Annotated in this window: 15 protein-coding genes; 9 read left to right on the top strand and 6 right to left on the bottom strand. The window is 67.9% G+C overall.

Annotated elements, in window-relative coordinates; genetic code table 11:
* Positions 1 to 158: 158 nt before the first annotated feature.
* Positions 159 to 1,634, top strand: coding sequence for a protein adenylyltransferase SelO (locus tag AUL32_RS20945; RefSeq protein WP_062119430.1), 1,476 nt, complete (start codon positions 159 to 161; stop codon positions 1,632 to 1,634).
* Positions 1,635 to 1,674: 40 nt separating this feature from the next.
* Here AUL32_RS20945 and AUL32_RS20950 read toward each other — a convergent pair whose 3' ends face one another.
* The 3 genes from AUL32_RS20950 to AUL32_RS20955 all read right to left on the bottom strand — a co-directional run bounded on the left by AUL32_RS20950 (position 1,675) and on the right by AUL32_RS20955 (position 4,002).
* Complete coding sequence (locus tag AUL32_RS20950) at positions 1,675 to 2,148, bottom strand: hypothetical protein (RefSeq protein ID WP_062119433.1); 474 nt, start codon at positions 2,146 to 2,148, stop codon at positions 1,675 to 1,677.
* A 400-nt stretch (positions 2,149 to 2,548) separates the two neighbouring features.
* Entirely contained in the window at positions 2,549 to 2,692 is a 144-nt protein-coding gene (locus AUL32_RS24715) for a DUF1127 domain-containing protein (protein ID WP_082639832.1), read from the bottom strand.
* A gap of 308 nt (positions 2,693 to 3,000) precedes the next feature.
* Entirely contained in the window at positions 3,001 to 4,002 is a 1,002-nt protein-coding gene (locus AUL32_RS20955) for a LysR family transcriptional regulator (RefSeq protein ID WP_082659933.1), read from the bottom strand.
* A gap of 103 nt (positions 4,003 to 4,105) precedes the next feature.
* On the opposite strand from AUL32_RS20955, the gene AUL32_RS20960 reads away from it, so the two are divergent.
* Both AUL32_RS20960 and AUL32_RS20965 read left to right on the top strand, forming a co-directional pair.
* Positions 4,106 to 5,326 (top strand): acyl-CoA dehydrogenase, encoded by a 1,221-nt coding sequence (locus AUL32_RS20960; protein ID WP_062119435.1) that lies wholly within the window; start codon positions 4,106 to 4,108, stop codon positions 5,324 to 5,326.
* Positions 5,326 to 6,480 (top strand): CaiB/BaiF CoA transferase family protein, encoded by a 1,155-nt coding sequence (locus tag AUL32_RS20965; RefSeq protein WP_062119437.1) that lies wholly within the window; start codon positions 5,326 to 5,328, stop codon positions 6,478 to 6,480. Before AUL32_RS20960 ends, AUL32_RS20965 begins: the two co-directional genes overlap by 1 nt.
* Before the next feature lie 3 nt (positions 6,481 to 6,483).
* Here the strand turns inward: AUL32_RS20965 and AUL32_RS20970 are convergent, their stop codons facing one another.
* Positions 6,484 to 7,476 (bottom strand): phosphotransferase, encoded by a 993-nt coding sequence (locus tag AUL32_RS20970; protein ID WP_192847496.1) that lies wholly within the window; start codon positions 7,474 to 7,476, stop codon positions 6,484 to 6,486.
* Between the two features lie 373 nt (positions 7,477 to 7,849).
* On the opposite strand from AUL32_RS20970, the gene AUL32_RS20975 reads away from it, so the two are divergent.
* Positions 7,850 to 9,184, top strand: a complete 1,335-nt coding sequence (locus AUL32_RS20975) for an aspartate aminotransferase family protein (RefSeq protein WP_062119442.1) — start codon at positions 7,850 to 7,852, stop codon at positions 9,182 to 9,184.
* Here AUL32_RS20975 and AUL32_RS20980 read toward each other — a convergent pair.
* Together AUL32_RS20980 and hisD are read right to left on the bottom strand one after the other, a co-directional pair.
* Positions 9,181 to 9,870: a GntR family transcriptional regulator gene (locus AUL32_RS20980; RefSeq protein ID WP_082659936.1), complete on the bottom strand. Its 690-nt coding sequence runs from the start codon at positions 9,868 to 9,870 to the stop codon at positions 9,181 to 9,183. The two genes, AUL32_RS20975 and AUL32_RS20980, sit on opposite strands and share 4 nt — an antisense overlap.
* A gap of 106 nt (positions 9,871 to 9,976) precedes the next feature.
* Positions 9,977 to 11,269, bottom strand: coding sequence for a histidinol dehydrogenase (gene hisD, locus AUL32_RS20985; protein ID WP_192847497.1), 1,293 nt, complete (start codon positions 11,267 to 11,269; stop codon positions 9,977 to 9,979).
* Positions 11,270 to 11,402: 133 nt separating this feature from the next.
* Between hisD and AUL32_RS20990 the strand changes: the two genes are divergently transcribed.
* The 5 genes from AUL32_RS20990 (at position 11,403) to AUL32_RS21010 (ending at position 16,189) form a co-directional block, all read left to right on the top strand.
* Positions 11,403 to 11,951 carry a cupin domain-containing protein gene (locus tag AUL32_RS20990; RefSeq protein ID WP_061978177.1) on the top strand — a complete coding sequence of 183 codons (549 nt, stop codon included), beginning with the start codon at positions 11,403 to 11,405 and terminating at the stop codon, positions 11,949 to 11,951.
* 95 nt (positions 11,952 to 12,046) lie between these two features.
* Entirely contained in the window at positions 12,047 to 13,096 is a 1,050-nt protein-coding gene (locus tag AUL32_RS20995; RefSeq protein ID WP_061978176.1) for an ABC transporter substrate-binding protein, read from the top strand.
* A 73-nt stretch (positions 13,097 to 13,169) separates the two neighbouring features.
* A complete protein-coding gene (locus AUL32_RS21000; RefSeq protein ID WP_062119448.1) occupies positions 13,170 to 14,231 on the top strand; it encodes an ABC transporter ATP-binding protein in 1,062 nt (353 codons plus the stop codon).
* Complete coding sequence (locus tag AUL32_RS21005) at positions 14,228 to 15,406, top strand: ABC transporter permease (protein WP_062119450.1); 1,179 nt, start codon at positions 14,228 to 14,230, stop codon at positions 15,404 to 15,406. The genes AUL32_RS21000 and AUL32_RS21005 overlap by 4 nt, the downstream gene beginning before the upstream one ends.
* Before the next feature lie 3 nt (positions 15,407 to 15,409).
* Entirely contained in the window at positions 15,410 to 16,189 is a 780-nt protein-coding gene (locus AUL32_RS21010; protein ID WP_062119453.1) for an ABC transporter permease, read from the top strand.
* Positions 16,190 to 16,540 lie beyond the last annotated feature (351 nt).

Below are 16,540 nucleotides of genomic sequence, written 5' to 3' on the forward strand. Positions count from 1 at the left end.
GCGATCGATACAAGGTCGCACGGCTGAGCCTTCGCGTCGAATTGTCCGGTGCTATGATCCGCCGGGCCAGCCCCCGCGAGATTTCCGTTCGGTGCGCTAGATGCCCGACGACGGATAGCCGGCGGTCTTCAACGGTGCAGGCAAGCAAGGCGGAGCGCATGACGACCCATTTTCCCTTCAGCAACAGCTATGTCAGCCTTGGAGACACCTTTCATCGGCGCATTCTGCCGACGCGCGTCGCAGCGCCGCGCCTCGTCAAGCTGAACCGCCCGCTGGCCGCCGAACTCGGGCTCGACGCGGATGCGCTGGATAGCACCGAGGGCGCCGAGATCCTGTCCGGCAACAAGGTCCCGGAGGGGGCCGAGCCTCTGGCCGCCGCCTATGCCGGGCATCAGTTCGGCAATTTCGTGCCGCAGCTGGGAGACGGGCGGGCGATCCTTCTCGGCGAGGTGGTGGACCGGCAAGGGCGCCGCCGCGACATCCAGCTGAAGGGCTCCGGGCCGACGCCGTTCTCGCGCGGCGGCGATGGGCGGGCGGGCCTCGGGCCGGTCCTGCGCGAATACATCGTCAGCGAAGCCATGGCCGCGCTCCGCATTCCGACGACACGGGCGCTGGCGGCGGTCGCGACGGGCGAGGACGTGTATCGCGAGACCGCCCTGCCGGGCGCGGTGCTGACGCGCGTCGCCTCCAGCCACATCCGCATCGGCACGTTCCAGTTCTTCGCCGCGCGCGGCGACGACGCCGCGCTCGCCAGATTAGCCCAGCATGTGATCGAGCGGCACTATCCCGAGGCCGCCGCCGCACCCCATCCCGTCCGCGCCCTCTTGGAAGGCATCTGCGCGCGGCAGGCGGCGCTGGTGGCGCGCTGGATGCAGGTCGGCTTCGTTCACGGCGTCATGAACACTGACAACATGTCGATCGCCGGCGAGACGATCGACTACGGCCCCTGCGCCTTTCTCGACGCCTACGATCCCGCGACCGTCTTCTCCTCGATCGACCGGAACGGGCGCTACGCCTATGGCAACCAACCGGCGATCGCGAACTGGAACCTCGCCCGCCTCGCCGAATGCCTCCTGCCGCAGCTCGCGCCCGAGGAAGGGGAAGCGGTCGAGATCGCAAAGGAGGCGCTGTCCGGTTTCGCCGAGGCGTTCAACACCGCCTATTTCGACGGTTTTCGGCGCAAGATCGGGTTGAGCGAACGGCAGGAGGAGGACGCCGCGCTGATCCAGGACCTTCTGAAGGCCATGGCCGAGCAGGGCGCCGACTTCACCCTGACCTTCCGAGGGCTGGGCAAGGCGGCCGAGGCCGAGCAGGCCGACGCAAACCTGCGCGCCCTTTTCACTGATCCCGCCGCCTATGACGACTGGGCCCTGCGCTGGCGCGCGCGACTTGCAAATGACCCGATGGGGCCGGGCGAGCGCCAAGCCGCGATGGACGCGGCGAACCCCGCCGTGATCCCCCGCAATCACCTCGTCGAGGACGCGCTCGCCGCGGCGATGGGCGGCGACACCGGCCCCTTCGAACGCCTGAACGAGGCTCTGGCCGAGCCCTATCTCGACCGCCCGGACTTCGCCGCCTACGCCGCCCTGCCGCCGGCCCGCGAAAGAGCCTACCGGACCTTCTGCGGAACCTAGCGGCGGAGTGTTGGGGCCGAGCCGAAGACCGCGCGGGCTCCTAGAGCAGACCGCCCTGGCCTTGAGCAGCCGGAGGCGCGGAGGGGGAGGTTACCGGCGCGGAGCGGGCCGAGCGGGGCGGTGTCCCGGCCAGACCGTCGCGCACGGCCCCGATATCGATCACGTCGAGACGCGGCGCGGGGGGAAGGATCATGACGCCGTCCGCCCGGCGCGGCAGATCGCCCAGCGCTTCGACCCGCATGGTCGGCGTTTCCGGCACGCGCTCCTCCAGATCGACCACGGGAGCGGGTTGCGCGGACGAGACGATCCGGCCGGGCGTCAGAGGTGCGCTTTGGGGATGGGCGGAGAGGCCAGGGGGCGGTGGCAACGTGCCGCTCGTGACCTGCTGCTGCGCCGGCGCCGGAGACACGCTTCCCAAGAGATCCTGCGGGCCGCTCATGCTGGTGCAGGCACCAAGAAGCGACGCGGCGACGATCGGTGCAACGACGGGAAAGCGGAGAAAATGCAAGGCCATAGGCAAACCTAGCGCCTTGCCGAAGTCCTGTCCGTGACGGCGGCGCCACAGATCGCGGACAATCAGCCAACCCTTCGTTTTACATGCTTACGGACGATCAAGGGGGGGCTGGAGCTCATTCACGCTGGCGTGATGTGCCGCTGATCCGCCGGGTCCCTCGGAGTGGCTCTGCGCTTCTGACCGGCGACGATGCGACAGGGAAGGGTTGTCGTGAACCGGGACGGTTTGCTGGCAAGCAGCCAGAACTCCGCCGCAGCCTATGAAGGATTGCATAAACGAAAACGCCCTCGCCGGGGGAGGACCGGCAAGGGCGTCAGGGGTAAGCCGAAAGGGGGGAGGACCCGTTCGGCTCGAGCGCCGCGACCGGGGGAGGACCGGCCGAGGCGAAAGCGTGAAACTGTTAGCGCGTCGCCTGACGGGCGATGGCCGGGATGTCCGCGCGCGCAATGCCGAGATCGGCGAGTTCGCGCTGCGAAAGACGGTTCAGCTCGTTGGTGGTGTTGCGATACTGGCGCCAGGTGCTGAAGGAGCGAGCGAGGTTCATGGGTTTTCCTAAGTGTCCGGCCTCTCGTCGATGGTGGCCGGTTCCTGCTTGGTGTTTGCTGACAAGCCGAACATAGGCGCTTCGCTTCTCCCGCAGTAGCGTAAAGCAGGAATGGGAGACCCGCGCGGACGGAATGGCCGGTTACGAAAGTATGAACGAAAGCCGGCACTCGTGGGCGACCCGCGCCCTAGCTATGTCAGCGAAGGAGCGCCCATGCCCAAATCGCCCAAACCTCTCAACCGTCGCCGAGGCTCGACCTGGATGGTCGTGACCGCCGCGATCGTCCTCGTCGTGCTGGCGGTCGCCTTTTATTCCGGCAGCGGCGGGCCGTCCGTCACGGTCGGCCCCGGGGGCACGACGCCGGCGGACGGCTCGCGCGCACCCGTGCCGTCCGGCGCCGTACCGGCCAATTGAGACGGCGCCTCGGTGACGAGTTCCGTCAGCCATCGCAGGAACGTGCGGAAGGCGGAGCGCTCCACGCTGCGCTGGGGATAGACCAGGGTGTAGGGCGGCGCGAGGCTGAGCATGCGGGGCGAGGCGGGCACGAGAAGCCCGGCCTCCAGCTCGCGACGGACGGCGAAGTCGGGCACCAGCGCCACGCCGAGCCCGGCCACGGCGCCTTCCACCACGGTGGCGAACTGGTCGAAGCGATGGCCGCGCAAAATGTTGCGAACGTCGAGCCCCGCCTCGCGAAACCATTCGAGCCAGAGCGTCGGCCGCGTCGCCTGCTGCAGCAGGGGCAGCGCCAGAAGCGCGCCGGCGTCCCGCGCCGCCCCGCCCTCCATCAGACGCGGACTGGCTACGGGCACCAGCCGATCCGCCTCGAGCATCAGAGCGCCGAACCCGGCCGGCCCTTGCGCGGTGCGAAGGATCGAGGCGTCGAACCCATCCCGCTCGTGATCGACGGGAAGCAGGCGCGCGGCGAGGTTGAGGCTGATCTCCGGCGCGGCGGCCGGAAAGCCCTGGAGGCGCGGCGTCAGCCAGCGCGAGGCGAAGGTCGGTAGCACGGCGAGATTGAGAATGTCCCGCCGCCCGCCGAAGGCCATGGTCTTGACCGTCGCCTCTTCCAGCCGGGCCAGGATGCCGGCCGCGTCCACCGCGAAGAGACGACCGGCGTCCGAGGGCACGAGGCGCTTTCGCACACGGTGGAACAGCGGCACGCCGAGCTTCTCCTCCAGCAAGGCGAGCGAGCGGCTGACCGTGCTCTGGGTCAGCGACAGGCTGTCGGCCGCCGCCGTCACCGATCCCTTCTCCATGCAGGCGACGAAGGCCCGCAGCTCCGCGACCGTGGGATGATGGACGTTGCGCATGGAGGTTGATCGACTTTTCCGATGAACTCAGAAACGATTGTCGTTTGAACAGGGGCGGCGCGCAACGTTACATGGCGCTTCCGATGCCCCCGAAGGAGCAGCCATGTCCGCCGCCCCGACCACCAAGCCCGACCAATCCGCCGCGCCCGCCGCCTTCGACTGGGCCGATCCGTTCCATCTCGCCGAGCAGCTCAGCGACGACGAGCGGATGATCTTCGAGACGGCGACGCAGTTCGCCGAGGAGCGGCTGCGACCGCGCGTGGTCGAGGCCTATGCCAAGGAAACGGTGGACGCCTCGATCTTCCGCGAGATGGGCGAACTCGGGCTTCTCGGCGTCACCCTGCCGGAGGACTATGGCTGCGCCGGCGCCTCCTATGTCGCCTATGGGCTGGTGGCCCGCGCCGTGGAGCGGGTGGATTCGGGCTATCGCTCGATGATGAGCGTGCAATCCTCGCTCGTCATGTATCCGATCCATGCCTATGGCACCGAGGCGCAGCGGCGAAAATATCTGCCGAAGCTCGCTTCCGGCGAATGGATCGGCTGCTTCGGCCTGACCGAGCCCGATGCCGGTTCGGACCCCGGCGGCATGCGCACCAAGGCCGAGCGGATCGATGGCGGCTACCGCCTGTCGGGCGCCAAGATGTGGATTTCCAATTCGCCGATCGCCGATGTCTTCGTGATCTGGGCGAAATCGGCCGCGCATGATGGCGCGATCCGTGGCTTCGTTCTGGAAAAGGGCATGAAGGGCCTGTCCGCGCCGAAGATGGAGGGCAAGCTGTCGCTGCGCACCTCGGTGACGGGCGAGATCGTTCTGGACGGGGTGGAAGTCGGCGAAGACGCGCTGCTTCCCAACGTGTCGGGCCTGAAAGGGCCGTTCGGCTGCCTCAACCGGGCGCGCTACGGAATCTCCTGGGGCGCGATGGGCGCGGCGGAGGATTGCTGGCACCGGGCGCGAAGCTACACGCTGGAGCGCACGCAGTTCGGCCGCCCCCTGGCGCAGACGCAGCTCGTCCAGCGCAAGCTCGCCGACATGCAGACCGAGATCGCACTGGGGCTGCAAGGGGCGCTGCGCGTCGGCCGCCTGTTCGACGAGGGCCGCATGGCCCCGGAGATGATCTCGCTGGTGAAGCGCAACAATTGCGGCAAGGCGTTGGCCATCGCTCGCGAGGCGAGGGACATGCATGGCGGCAACGGCATCATGGGCGAGTACCACGTGATGCGCCACGCGCAGAACCTTGAGACCGTGAACACCTACGAGGGCACGCACGACGTTCATGCCCTGATCCTCGGCCGGGCGCAGACCGGCCTTCAGGCCTTCTTCTGATGCCATCGGAGGGCAAGGCGGACGCGCCGCTTAAGGGCCTCAAGGTTCTGGAACTCGCCCGCATCCTGGCCGGCCCCTGGATCGGCCAGACGCTGGCCGATCTCGGCGCGGAGGTCATCAAGGTCGAGGCGCCCGCAGGCGACGACACGCGCCGCTGGGGTCCGCCCTTCATCGCCCACGGGGGCGAGCGGGTGGCGGCTTATTTCCACGCCTGCAACCGGGGCAAGCGGTCGCTCGTCGCGGATTTCGCCCTGGAGGAGGACCGCGCGATGGTGCGCCGGCTGGCGCTCGACGCCGACGTGCTGGTCGAGAACTTCAAGGTCGGCGGGCTCGCAAAGTATGGGCTCGACTACGAGAGCCTTTCGGAGAGCAATCCGAGCCTCGTTTATTGCTCCGTCACCGGCTTCGGCCAGGACGGCCCCTATGCCGCGCGGGCCGGATACGACTTCATGATCCAGGCCATGAGCGGCATCATGGACCTGACCGGCGATCCCGAGGGCGAGCCGCAGAAGATCGGCGTCGCCTTCGCCGACATCTTCACCGGCCTCTACGGCACGATCGCGATCCAGGCTGCCTTGGCGCGGCGCGAGCGCACCGGGCGCGGCGACCGGATCGACATGGCGCTGATGGACTGCATGACCGGCGTCCTCGCCAACCAGGCGCTGAACTATTTCGCCAGCGGCGTGGCGCCGACGCGGCTCGGCAACGCCCATCCCAATATCGTGCCCTATCAGAGTTTCCCGGTCGCCGACGGACATGTCGTGATCGCCTGCGGCAACGACCGGCAGTTCGCCCGGCTCGCCGCCGAGCTTGGCCTATCGGAGCTCGCCACGGACGAACGCTTCGCCACCAACGAGGCGCGTGTCGCGAACCGGGCGGTTCTGGTGCCTGTCATGACGGAGCGGCTGGCGCGCCGGTCGCGCGACGAGTTTCTGGCCGCGCTGGAGCGAGAGGGCGTGCCCGCCGGGCCGATCAACACGCTGGCCGATGTTTTCGACGATCCGCAGGTGGCCCACCGCGGCATGCGGATCGAGCCCGGCGGAGTGCCGGGTCTGCGCACGCCGATCCGTTTCGGCGAGGCCGGACTGTCGCTGGACCGCCCCTCGCCGGTGCTGGGCGAGATGGATCGGGCGGGCGGTTTCGACCACGGTTAAGGTCTACGCGTAGCCGCAGGCCCGGCGCAGGATCGCCCGGGCTTCGGCGCGGGGCAGGGTGGCGCAACGGGTCATGGCGGCGCGCGCCCGCGCGTGGTTGCGCAGGATGTAGGCGGCGTTGTCGGGATATCGGCTGGCGCGCCATTCCCCGATCGTGATCGTCATCGCATGGCGGGCGGCGATGAGATCGAAAAGATGATCGACCTCCGCTTCGGGCATGGGATGGACCGCGTGATAGCCGGCCAGCAGCTCCGCCACGAAGGCGAGCGGCGGCCCGTCCTCCGCTACCTGATAGGCACAGGCGATGGCGAGATCGTAGATCGCTGAGGTCGAGACGAGATCGCCGAAGTCGAGAATGCCGGTGAGCCGGTCGCTGTCGTCCGGCGCGACCAAAAGGTTGAACGGGTTGAAGTCGTTGTGCACGACCTGCGTGCGAAAGCCCGGCGCCAGCGGCAGGATTTCGTCGCGAAACCGCAGGAAGGCCGCCTCCACGCGCCCGCGCAACGCGTCGTCCCCGACATGGGCTGTGAGCGGGATCAGCTGCGGCACGCGCCGGAGATCCCAGACGATCTCGTGGTCGGCGGCCGGATGGCGAAAGCTCGACAGCGCCTTGGCGAGCTGGCCGAGCGCAGCCCCAAGCGCGCGCATCTGCGGCATGGTTTGAGGCGTGCCGAAAAGCGGGCGGCCGGGAAGCCAGGTCAGAAGCCGCGTGAAATGCGGCTGACCGTGCTTCTCCGCCAGGAATTCAGACGCGCCGTCCACGGTCGGCACGAGGCGGGAGGCTGGCACATCCGGCGCGACCCGTTCGAGATGCTCGAGCGCGCGGTTCTGGAACTCGGAGACGGCGGGGTCTTCCGCCGCATTGGCGATCTTGAGGACGAAACTTTCGCCGCCCGAGGCATCGATGCGCACAGTGAGATCGCGTTCGCTCGTCAGGAACGAGGCTCGCCCGGTGAGCCCATAGCGCGCCGCCACCAAGGCTTCGATCTCGCTCAAGGAAAAGTCCGGCGCGCTCGTCGTGAAGGCGCTTCTTGCTTCGTCGGAGCCTGTGGACATGAGGATTGGAGACTCCGAAGGGTGCGCGAGAGGGGGACGGACCAACCCTATGTCGGCAAGACGCTCAGATGAGGACGACATGATTTGCTATCATGATATATCATATACCGGCCGTCGATCAATCGGGTTAGTCTACATCTCGACCGTCGTTCACACGATCAGCCAAGCGAGTCACGGCCGGCACTTTCCACACTTCGGTCAATGATATATCATGCATCAAGCCCAAGAGCTCGAAGGCCCTTGCTCGCCCTGCTCGCACCCTAGCGACCAAGCGCCAAAAGCCTTCGCCTCACGCCCACTGGAGTCGTGCCTCATGAGTTCCGCCGCCGACCTCGCCATGCCGAACGCCTTCGTCCCCGGGCGCGGCGACGTTTCGCCGGAGAACGCGGGTTTGATCGAGCGCCGGGCGCGCACGCTGGGGCCGGCCTATCGGCTGATGTACGACTCGCCGCTCCATCTCGTGCGCGGCGAGGGGGTCTGGCTTCATGACGAGACGGGCCGGCGCTTTCTCGACGCCTACAACAACGTCACCTCGATCGGCCATTGTCACCCCCGCGTCGTGGAGGCGATCCGCGCTCAGGTGGGTACGCTCGCCACCAACACGCGCTATCTCCACACCGCGATCCTCGACTATGCCGAGCGGCTGACGGCGACCTTCCCCACGGACCTTTCCCAGGTCATGTTCGCCTGCACGGGCAGCGAGGCGAACGATCTCGCGCTGCGCATCGCCAAGGCGCACACGGGCGGACAGGGCGTGATCGTCACCGAAAACGCCTATCACGGGATCACGGAAGCCGTCGCCGCCTTCTCGCCCTCGCTGGGCGCCTCGGTCGATCTCGGTGCCCATGTGCGCACCGTGCCGGCGCCCGACCGCTATCATCTGGCGGGCGAGGACGTCGGGGCCGCGTTCAGACGCGATGTCGAAGCGGCGATCGGCGATCTCAAGCGCCACGGCATCAAGCCGGCAATCCTGATCGTCGACACACTCTTCACCAGCGACGGAGTCCTGCCCGGCCCTGCCGGGTTCCTGGCCGGCGCGGCGGAGGCGATCCGCGCGGCTGGCGGTCTCTTCGTCGCGGACGAGGTGCAGCCCGGCTTCGGCCGAACGGGCGAAGCCATGTGGGGCTTCGAGCGGCATGGCGTGGTGCCGGACATGGTGACGCTTGGCAAGCCCATGGGCAACGGCCAGCCGATTTCGGCGGTCGTCATGAAGCCCGAAGTGGTCGACCGGTTCGGCCGCAACGCGCGCTACTTCAATACGTTCGGCGGCAATGCCGTGTCCTGCGCCGCCGCCATGGCGGTGCTCGACGCGATCGAGACGGAGGGCCTGCAGCTTAACGCGCTGGAGACCGGGCGCGCGCTTCTGCACGGCATCGAAGAAGCCTGCGCCGGGGTCGAGGCGGTGGGCGACGTGCGCGGCGTCGGGCTGTTTCTGGCGGTGGAGTTCGTCAAGGACCGCGCGAGCCGGACGCCCGACCGCGAGCGCGCCTCGCGCGTCGTCAACGCCATGCGCGAGCGCGGCGTTCTGATCTCGATCTCGGGCAAGAACCACAACAGCCTGAAGATCCGCCCGCCGCTCGTCTTCACCCGCGAGAATGCCGATCTCTTCGTGTCCGTTCTCTCCGACTCGCTGAAAGCGACGGCTTAAGTCGACGTCTTGGCCTTACCGTCGCGTGAGGCTTCCAGCGCTTCGAGATGCGGGATCAGGAATCCGCCGGCGACGGTGAGATCGGCGATGACGCTGGCGCGCGCGGTCTTGGGCTCGCGCCGGTCCAGCGCCCGAAGCAACGCCTGATGCGCCTCGTTGGCCTTTGGCTCGTACGCTGGCGCGCCAAAGAGTTCCTTCATATAGGGGCCGGTCTCGCTCCAGAGATCCTGGATCAGCTGAAACAGGCGCGGCGAGCCGCATTCGGCATAGATCGCGAAGTGAAAGGCCTGGTTCTCTCGGCGGTAGGCGTCGTGATCGCGCCGCTCCAGACTGGCGTCCATATCGGAGACGAGCTTGGCGAGCTTTCGCAAGGCCGGCTTGCCGAGGCGCGGCGTGGCGAGTTCCGCCGCGAGGCCCTCCAGCTCGCAGCGGATGCGCGCGATCTCGGCATATTTGGCCGCCTCCAGCCCCGGCACGGCAATGGAGCGGTTGGGCAGGAGAACCAGAAGACGCTCGGCCACCAGCCGCTGCAACGCCTCGCGGACCGGCGTCGTCGAGATGCCGTAGCTCTCGGCCAGCGTGCGGATCACCAGGATCTGGCCTGGATGAAAGGACGCCGCCATCAGTCCTTCGCGGATACGGTCATAAGCGAGGTCGTTGAGGGTTCGGTATTCGATCTTCGACAAGCAGGCGTCTCCGTGCGAAACCCTGCATATCATATATCGCCGCGCGGGGCCGCCTAAGCTTTCGGGGGAGGCGCCCGACGCCTCTCCCGCCCGGCCTCGCCAGCCGTCAGGCGAAAAGCTCGGGCTTCTCCAGTCGCAGCGCGGCAGCGCGGCGGTGGCCTTCCAACCCCTCGCTGGCGCTCTGGCGCACGGCGGGCGGGGCGACCGTCGCGACGCCCTCGTCCTCCAGCCATTGGTGGGTGGCGATCTTCACATAGGAGCCGACCCAGAGCCCGCCGGTGTAGCGCCCCGCGCCCATGGTCGGCAGCGTGTGGTTGGTGCCGCAGCACTTGTCGGAATAGACGACGCTCGCCTTGGTGCCGATGAAGAGCGAGCCGTAGCCCGACAGGCGCGCGGCCAGCGCCTTGGCATCCCGCGTGTGGACCTGAAGATGCTCGGCGGCGATCCAGTCGGAATAGGCGATGAGGTCCGCCTCGCTTTCGCAGACCGTCACCTCGCCCTGCCGCTCCCAGGCGACGCGCGCGACAGCGGCGGTGGACAGCGTTTCCAGCTGCCGCTCGACCTCGGCGATCACGGCGTCCGCCAGCGGGCGATGGGTGGTGATGAGGCCGACGCGGGTGTGAACGTCGTGCTCGGCCTGGGCCAAGAGGTCAGTCGCGATGATCTCGGCATTCCCCGTCTCGTCGGCCAGCGTGTAGATCTCGCTGGGCCCCGCCAGCTGGTCGATGCCGACGGGTCCGAAGACCTGTCGCTTGGCCTCGTTCACATAGGCATTGCCCGGCCCGACGATCTTGTGCACCGCCGGGATCGACTCGGTGCCGAAGGCCATGGCGGCGATGGCCTGCGCGCCGCCGACCCGGAAGATGCGGTCCGCGCCCGACAAGTGACATCCGGCGATCATCGCCTCGGCCGCCGTCGGCGGCAGGCAAGCCACCACCTCCGCGCAACCCGCGACCTTGGCCGGCACGATGGTCATGATCGGCGCCGAAAGGAGGGGATAGCGCCCGCCCGGCACATAGGCGCCGACCCGCGCGACGGGGATGACGCGGTGGCCGAGATGCAGGCCCGGCCGCAGCTCGATCTCCAGCGGCAGCATGGTCTTCAGCTGCGCTTCGGCGAACGCGCGCACGTTGCCGATGGCAAACTCCGTGTCGGCCCGGGTCTGCGGATCGAGCTTTGCCACCGCCGCCTCGCGCTCCTCCAGCGTCACCTCGAACGCTTCCGGCTCGATCTTGTCGAAGGCCTTGGAGTAGCGCCGCAGCGCCGCGTCGCCTTCCTGACGAACGGCCGAGAGAACCTCCGCGACGGTGCCCGACACGCTGGTCTGCGTCTCCTTGTCGGCCTGGGGCGCCTTCACGAATGTGAGTCGCTTGCGAAGGGCTTCGATCTCGGGCGCCATGTCACTCATCCTTTGCCGCTGTTTGCGGCAGAACGCTCGCAGACGCAGCACGAAGGGACAATGGCGCCGCGCCCCGCTGTCTAGTATCGTCACCAGACCGCAGAGCCCTGAAGGGCCGAACCTGGAGATGGGAATGCCCGCCATCGGAGCCGCGATCCGGGAACTCAGACGCCGCCGACAGCTGACGACGCGCCAGCTCGCGGTGCGCTCCGGCATCTCGCATTCCACCATCTCGCTCTTGGAGCGCGACCGGCTGAGCCCCTCGGTCGATACGCTGAGCGCCATTCTCGAAGCCATGGGCTCGACGCTCACCGGCTTCTTCTCCGAGATCGGCGACCGGCTGCCTCATTCGCCCTTCTACCGGGCCGACGACCTGCCGGAAATCGGGCGAAGCGACGGTATTTCCTACCGCATGGTCGGGATCAACCATCCCAACCGCCGCCTTCTGATGCTGCACGAAACCTATTGCCCCGGCGCCGATACGGGCGACGCCTTCTCGCACAAGGCGCAGGAGGCCGGCATCGTGCTCAAGGGCCAGGTCGAGGTCACGGTCGGCGATCAGGCGCGTCGGCTTCAGGCGGGCGACGCCTATTACTTCGACAGCGAGACGCCGCATCGTTTCCGCAACGCCGGCGCCGAGCCGGCGGAACTGATCAGCGCGATCACGCCACCGACCTATTGAGCGGCGTGGTGAGTTTTTCGACCAGCTGCGGGAAGTCGTTGCGCCCGTGCGCCTTCGTGCCTCAGGTTTGAATTCTTCAATTTGGGAGACGCTCGATGTCACGCAATGGAACTCGGAAACTCCTCGGTGGCCTCGTTGCCGCGACCTTGCTGATCGCCGCTCCCGCTTCGGCGCGGGACCTGACGGTGGTTTCCTGGGGCGGCAACTATCAGGACGCCCAGCGCACCATCTACTTCAAGCCTTTCAGCGAGAAGACCGGCAAGCCGCTTCTGGAAGAATCGTGGGACGGCGGCTACGGCGTCCTTTCGGCCAAGATGCAGGCCGGCACGCCGAACTGGGACGCGGTGCAGGTCGAGGCCGAGGAACTGGCGCTCGGCTGCGCCGACGGCATCTACGAGCCGGTGGACTGGTCGAAGCTCGGCGGCAAGGACAAGTTCATCCCCTCCGCCGTCAGCGATTGCGGCGTGGGCGCCATCGTCTGGACCACTGGCCTCGGCTACGACGCCGACAAGCTGAAGCAGGCGCCGACAAGCTGGGCCGACTTCTTCGACACCGCCAAGTTCCCCGGCAAGCGCGCGCTGCGCAAGGGGCCGAAATACGCGCTGGAATTCGCCCTCATCGCCGACGGCGTCGCGCCCAAGGACGTCTATACGACGCTCGCGACCCCGGCGGGCGTCGACCGCGCCTTCAAGAAGCTCGACACGATCAAGAAGGATCTCGTCTGGTGGGAGGCCGGCGCGCAGCCGATCCAGCTTCTCGCCTCGGGCGAGGTGGTGATGACCTCCGCCTATAACGGGCGTCTGGCCGGCATCAACAAGACCGAGGGCAAGAACTTCCAGATCGTCTGGCCCGGCTCGATCTACGCCGTGGACAGCTGGGTCGTGCTCAAGGGCTCGCCCAACAAGGACGCCGCCTTCGACTTCATCCAGTTCGCCAGCGAGCCGGCCAACCAGTCCAAGCTGCCGGATTATATCGCCTATGGCCTTCCCAACAAGGAAGCCGGCGCGATGCTGAAGCCGGACGTCGCCGCCAACCTGCCGACCGCGCCGGCCAACCTCGATGTCGCCATTCCGCTCGACACCGACTTCTGGGTGGACAATATCGAAGCGCTGACGGCCCGCTTCAACGCCTGGGTCTCGCAGTAAGACGTCTGGCGGGCCGGCTCCGCTGCCGACCCGCCAGACCGCCAAGGCTCCCGCAGCAAGCGAACAGGGCTCGATGAAGAACTTCATCCATTTCCACGACGTATCGAAATCCTTCGGCATGACGAAGGTCGTTGAGAACCTGGATCTGGAGGTGGAGAAGGGCGAGTTCCTGTCGCTGCTGGGGCCGTCCGGCTCGGGCAAGACGACGATCCTGATGATGCTGGCCGGCTTCGAGAACGCCACATCCGGCACCATCCGCATGGATGGCGAGCGCATCGAGGACCTGCCGCCGCACAAGCGCGGCATCGGCGTCGTGTTCCAGAACTACGCCCTGTTTCCCCATATGACGATCGCCGAGAACGTCGCCTTTCCCCTGCAGATGCGCCGGCTCGGCAAGGCGGAGACGCAGGAGCGCGTGGCGCGCGCGCTCGACCGCGTTCGCCTTGGCCATCTCAGCGAACGCCGGCCCGACCAGCTGTCCGGCGGCCAGCAGCAACGCGTGGCGCTGACCCGCGCCCTCGTCTTCGAGCCCAAGGTCGTCCTGATGGACGAGCCGCTCGGCGCGCTCGACAAACAGCTGCGCGAGGAGATGCAGCTCGAAATCCGCGAGCTGCACCGCCAGCTCGGCCTCACCATCGTCTTCGTCACGCACGACCAGGGCGAGGCGCTCACTATGAGCAACCGCATCGCGATCTTCGACAAGGGCCGCATCTCGCAGATCGGCACGGCCTCCCGGGTCTACGACCATCCCGAGAACGCCTTTGTCGCGCAGTTCATCGGCGAGACCAATCTCCTGCCCGCCAAGGTCGAGCGGCGCGACGGAGAGAGGCTTCTCATCGATCTCGGCGAAGGCGCGCGGCTGGAAGCCGAAGGGCCGGCCGGGCTGGAGCCGGGTGCCAGCGTCATGCTCTCGGTGCGGCCCGAGCGGCTGCATCTGCGCACCCAGGCCGAGAGCAACGCCATCGAGGCCGGCGTCGACGACGTCGTCTATCAGGGCGATCATCTCCGGCTGCATCTCTCGCGCGGCGCCCTGCGCTTCGTCGCGCGTTGCGAGCGGACCGCCGTACCCCCCGCTTTGGGCTCGCGCACCTGGCTCTCGGCCGCGCCGGCCGATTGCGCGGTGTTTCCGGCATGAGCAGCGCCGGCTCGTCCCTTCGCAGCGCGGCACTGATCGCGCCGCTCTTCCTGTTTCTGGGCTTCTTTTTTCTCTGGCCGCTCTGGACGATGATCTCCGTCTCCATGCGCGATCCCGCCGTGGCGATGGCTTTGCCGCAGACCGCGACAGCCATCGGCGGCTGGAGCGGGGAGGGGGTTCCGGCGCCGGAGGTTCAGAGCGCGCTCGCCAACGACCTGCGCGGCGTGCAGGCGATCGAACTCGGGGCGGCGGTGCGCCGCCTCAACAGCGAAGTCTCCGGCTTTCGCTCGCTGATCCCCAAGACGCAGCGCGCCGTGAAGGACGCGGCCGAGGGCGCGCCGGTGGATCTCACCGCGCTCGACCCGCGCTGGGCCGACCCCGCCGTCTGGACGGCGATCCGCAACGCCTCCTCCGCCTTTACCGACCGCAATCTCCTGGCCGCCGCCGATCTCGGGCGAGACGACACGGGCGCGATCGCCGAGCTGCCGGCCGGCAGTTCCGCCAACCGGCTCATCATCTCGCGCACCTTCGTCATCGCCGGCACGATCACGCTCTGCTGCCTCGCCATCGGCCTGCCCTATGCCATGCTGATGGCGGCGACCTCAGGCTGGAAGCGAAACGTTCTGATGTTGGCAGTTCTCTTGCCACTTTGGACCTCGCTTCTCGTGCGCACCGCCGCCTGGTTCATCCTTCTGCAGGATCAGGGGCTCATCAACGGCGCGCTCGTGCGCCTCGGCCTGTCCGATGCGCCGCTGCCGCTGATCTTCAACCGCACCGGCGTCGTGCTCGCCATGACGCATGTGCTGCTGCCCTTCATGGTGCTGCCGATCTACAGCGTCGTGAACGCCATCCCGAAGACGCTGATGCCCGCCGCCGCCTCGATGGGCGCGCCGCCGTTCGCCGCCTTCCGACGCATCCTTCTGCCGCTCGCCATGCCGGGCATCCTGTCGGGCTCGCTGCTCGTCTTCATGGTGGCTATCGGCTACTACATCACGCCGGCGCTGGTCGGCGGCCCGAACGACCAGATGATCTCCTCCATCATCGCCTTCTACGCGCTGCAGACGGCGAACTGGGGCATGGCCGGGGCGCTGGGGCTCATCCTGCTCGTGGTGACGACGGCGCTCTATCTCGTCTATGGCCGGCTGTCGCGCGCCGGCTCGCCGCTGGGGGCCTGAGCCATGCTGCGCGTCTTTCAGGGCCTGTTCGGAACGCTCGCGGTCTTCTTTCTCCTGGCGCCGCTGATCGCCATCCTGCCGCTCGCCTTCACCTCGGGCATCTTCCTCAACTACCCCATCCCCTCGCTGTCGCTGCGCTGGTTCGCCGAACTCGCCAATTCGGATGTGTGGCGGCTGGCGATCGTCAACAGTCTGGTGATCGGGCTGGGCGCAACGGTTCTGGCCGTGGTGCTCGGCACGCTCGCCGCGCTCGGGCTGCGCAGCGGTCTCGTGCCCTTCGGCAACGCCTTGCGCACCGTGTTTCTCCTGCCGATGGTGGTGCCCGCCGTGGTGCTGGGCGTCGGTCTCCAGACCGCCCTCGGGCGGCTCGGCCTCACCAGCAGCTACACCGGCGTCATTCTCGCCCATGCCGTGCTCTGCGTGCCCTTCGTCGTGGTCAGCGTCTCCACTGCGCTGCAGGGCATCGACCGGCGGGTGGAGCGCGCGGCCGCGAGCCTCGGCGCCTCGCCGGTCACGGTGTTCCGCCGCATCACCTTTCCGCTCGCCATGCCCGGCATCGTCACCGGCGCGGTCTTCGCCTTCGCCACCTCGCTGGACGAAGTGGTGCTGACGCTCTTCGTGGCGGGGCCGAACCAGCGCACGCTGGCGCGCCAGATGTTCTCCTCGATCCGCGAGAATATCAGCCCGGCCATCGCCGCTGCCGCCTTCATCCTGATCGTCGGCACGCTGGTTCTGGCTGCGCTCGTCGCCTTCATGAACCGGCGCCGCCGCGTCGCGGCGTGACCGGGCGTTCAGAAGGCATCGGGCGTTCGCCTCGAGGTTTCGGCTTGCGGCGGCTCACAAAAGGGCGATGCTCTCCGCCAGCTTAGGCTCCCGCTTCGTTGCCGCCCGGCCTTATCGAGCGGCCCGGCCGCGACCATTCCCCGCTCGGGATCGCCCGCGATCCCGGCACCACGACGCTCAACCATCGGCATTTGGCCCAAGGACGGCAATCATGGACGCACTCTCGAACTCCGTCGCAGCAGCGGACATCGCGCATGTCGTGCATCCCGTCACCAACCTGCGCGCGCACGAGACCAACGGCCCGCTGGTCATGGCGCGGGGCGAGGGCATCCGCGTCTACGACGATCGCGG

It is taken from the genome of Aureimonas sp. AU40, from assembly GCF_001463785.1.
Classification (GTDB): domain Bacteria; phylum Pseudomonadota; class Alphaproteobacteria; order Rhizobiales; family Rhizobiaceae; genus Aureimonas.

Coding starts and splice junctions, on each gene's coding strand:
- AUL32_RS20945 (WP_062119430.1), top strand. CDS start 159: ATGACGACCCATTTTCCCTTCAGCAACAGCTATGTCAGCCTTGGAGAC.
- AUL32_RS20965 (WP_062119437.1), top strand. CDS start 5,326: ATGCCATCGGAGGGCAAGGCGGACGCGCCGCTTAAGGGCCTCAAGGTT.
- AUL32_RS20955 (WP_082659933.1), bottom strand. CDS start 4,002: ATGCGCAACGTCCATCATCCCACGGTCGCGGAGCTGCGGGCCTTCGTC.
- AUL32_RS20990 (WP_061978177.1), top strand. CDS start 11,403: ATGCCCGCCATCGGAGCCGCGATCCGGGAACTCAGACGCCGCCGACAG.
- AUL32_RS21005 (WP_062119450.1), top strand. CDS start 14,228: ATGAGCAGCGCCGGCTCGTCCCTTCGCAGCGCGGCACTGATCGCGCCG.
- AUL32_RS21000 (WP_062119448.1), top strand. CDS start 13,170: ATGAAGAACTTCATCCATTTCCACGACGTATCGAAATCCTTCGGCATG.
- AUL32_RS20960 (WP_062119435.1), top strand. CDS start 4,106: ATGTCCGCCGCCCCGACCACCAAGCCCGACCAATCCGCCGCGCCCGCC.
- AUL32_RS20995 (WP_061978176.1), top strand. CDS start 12,047: ATGTCACGCAATGGAACTCGGAAACTCCTCGGTGGCCTCGTTGCCGCG.
- AUL32_RS20975 (WP_062119442.1), top strand. CDS start 7,850: ATGAGTTCCGCCGCCGACCTCGCCATGCCGAACGCCTTCGTCCCCGGG.
- AUL32_RS24715 (WP_082639832.1), bottom strand. CDS start 2,692: ATGAACCTCGCTCGCTCCTTCAGCACCTGGCGCCAGTATCGCAACACC.
- AUL32_RS21010 (WP_062119453.1), top strand. CDS start 15,410: ATGCTGCGCGTCTTTCAGGGCCTGTTCGGAACGCTCGCGGTCTTCTTT.
- AUL32_RS20950 (WP_062119433.1), bottom strand. CDS start 2,148: ATGGCCTTGCATTTTCTCCGCTTTCCCGTCGTTGCACCGATCGTCGCC.
- hisD (WP_192847497.1), bottom strand. CDS start 11,269: ATGGCGCCCGAGATCGAAGCCCTTCGCAAGCGACTCACATTCGTGAAG.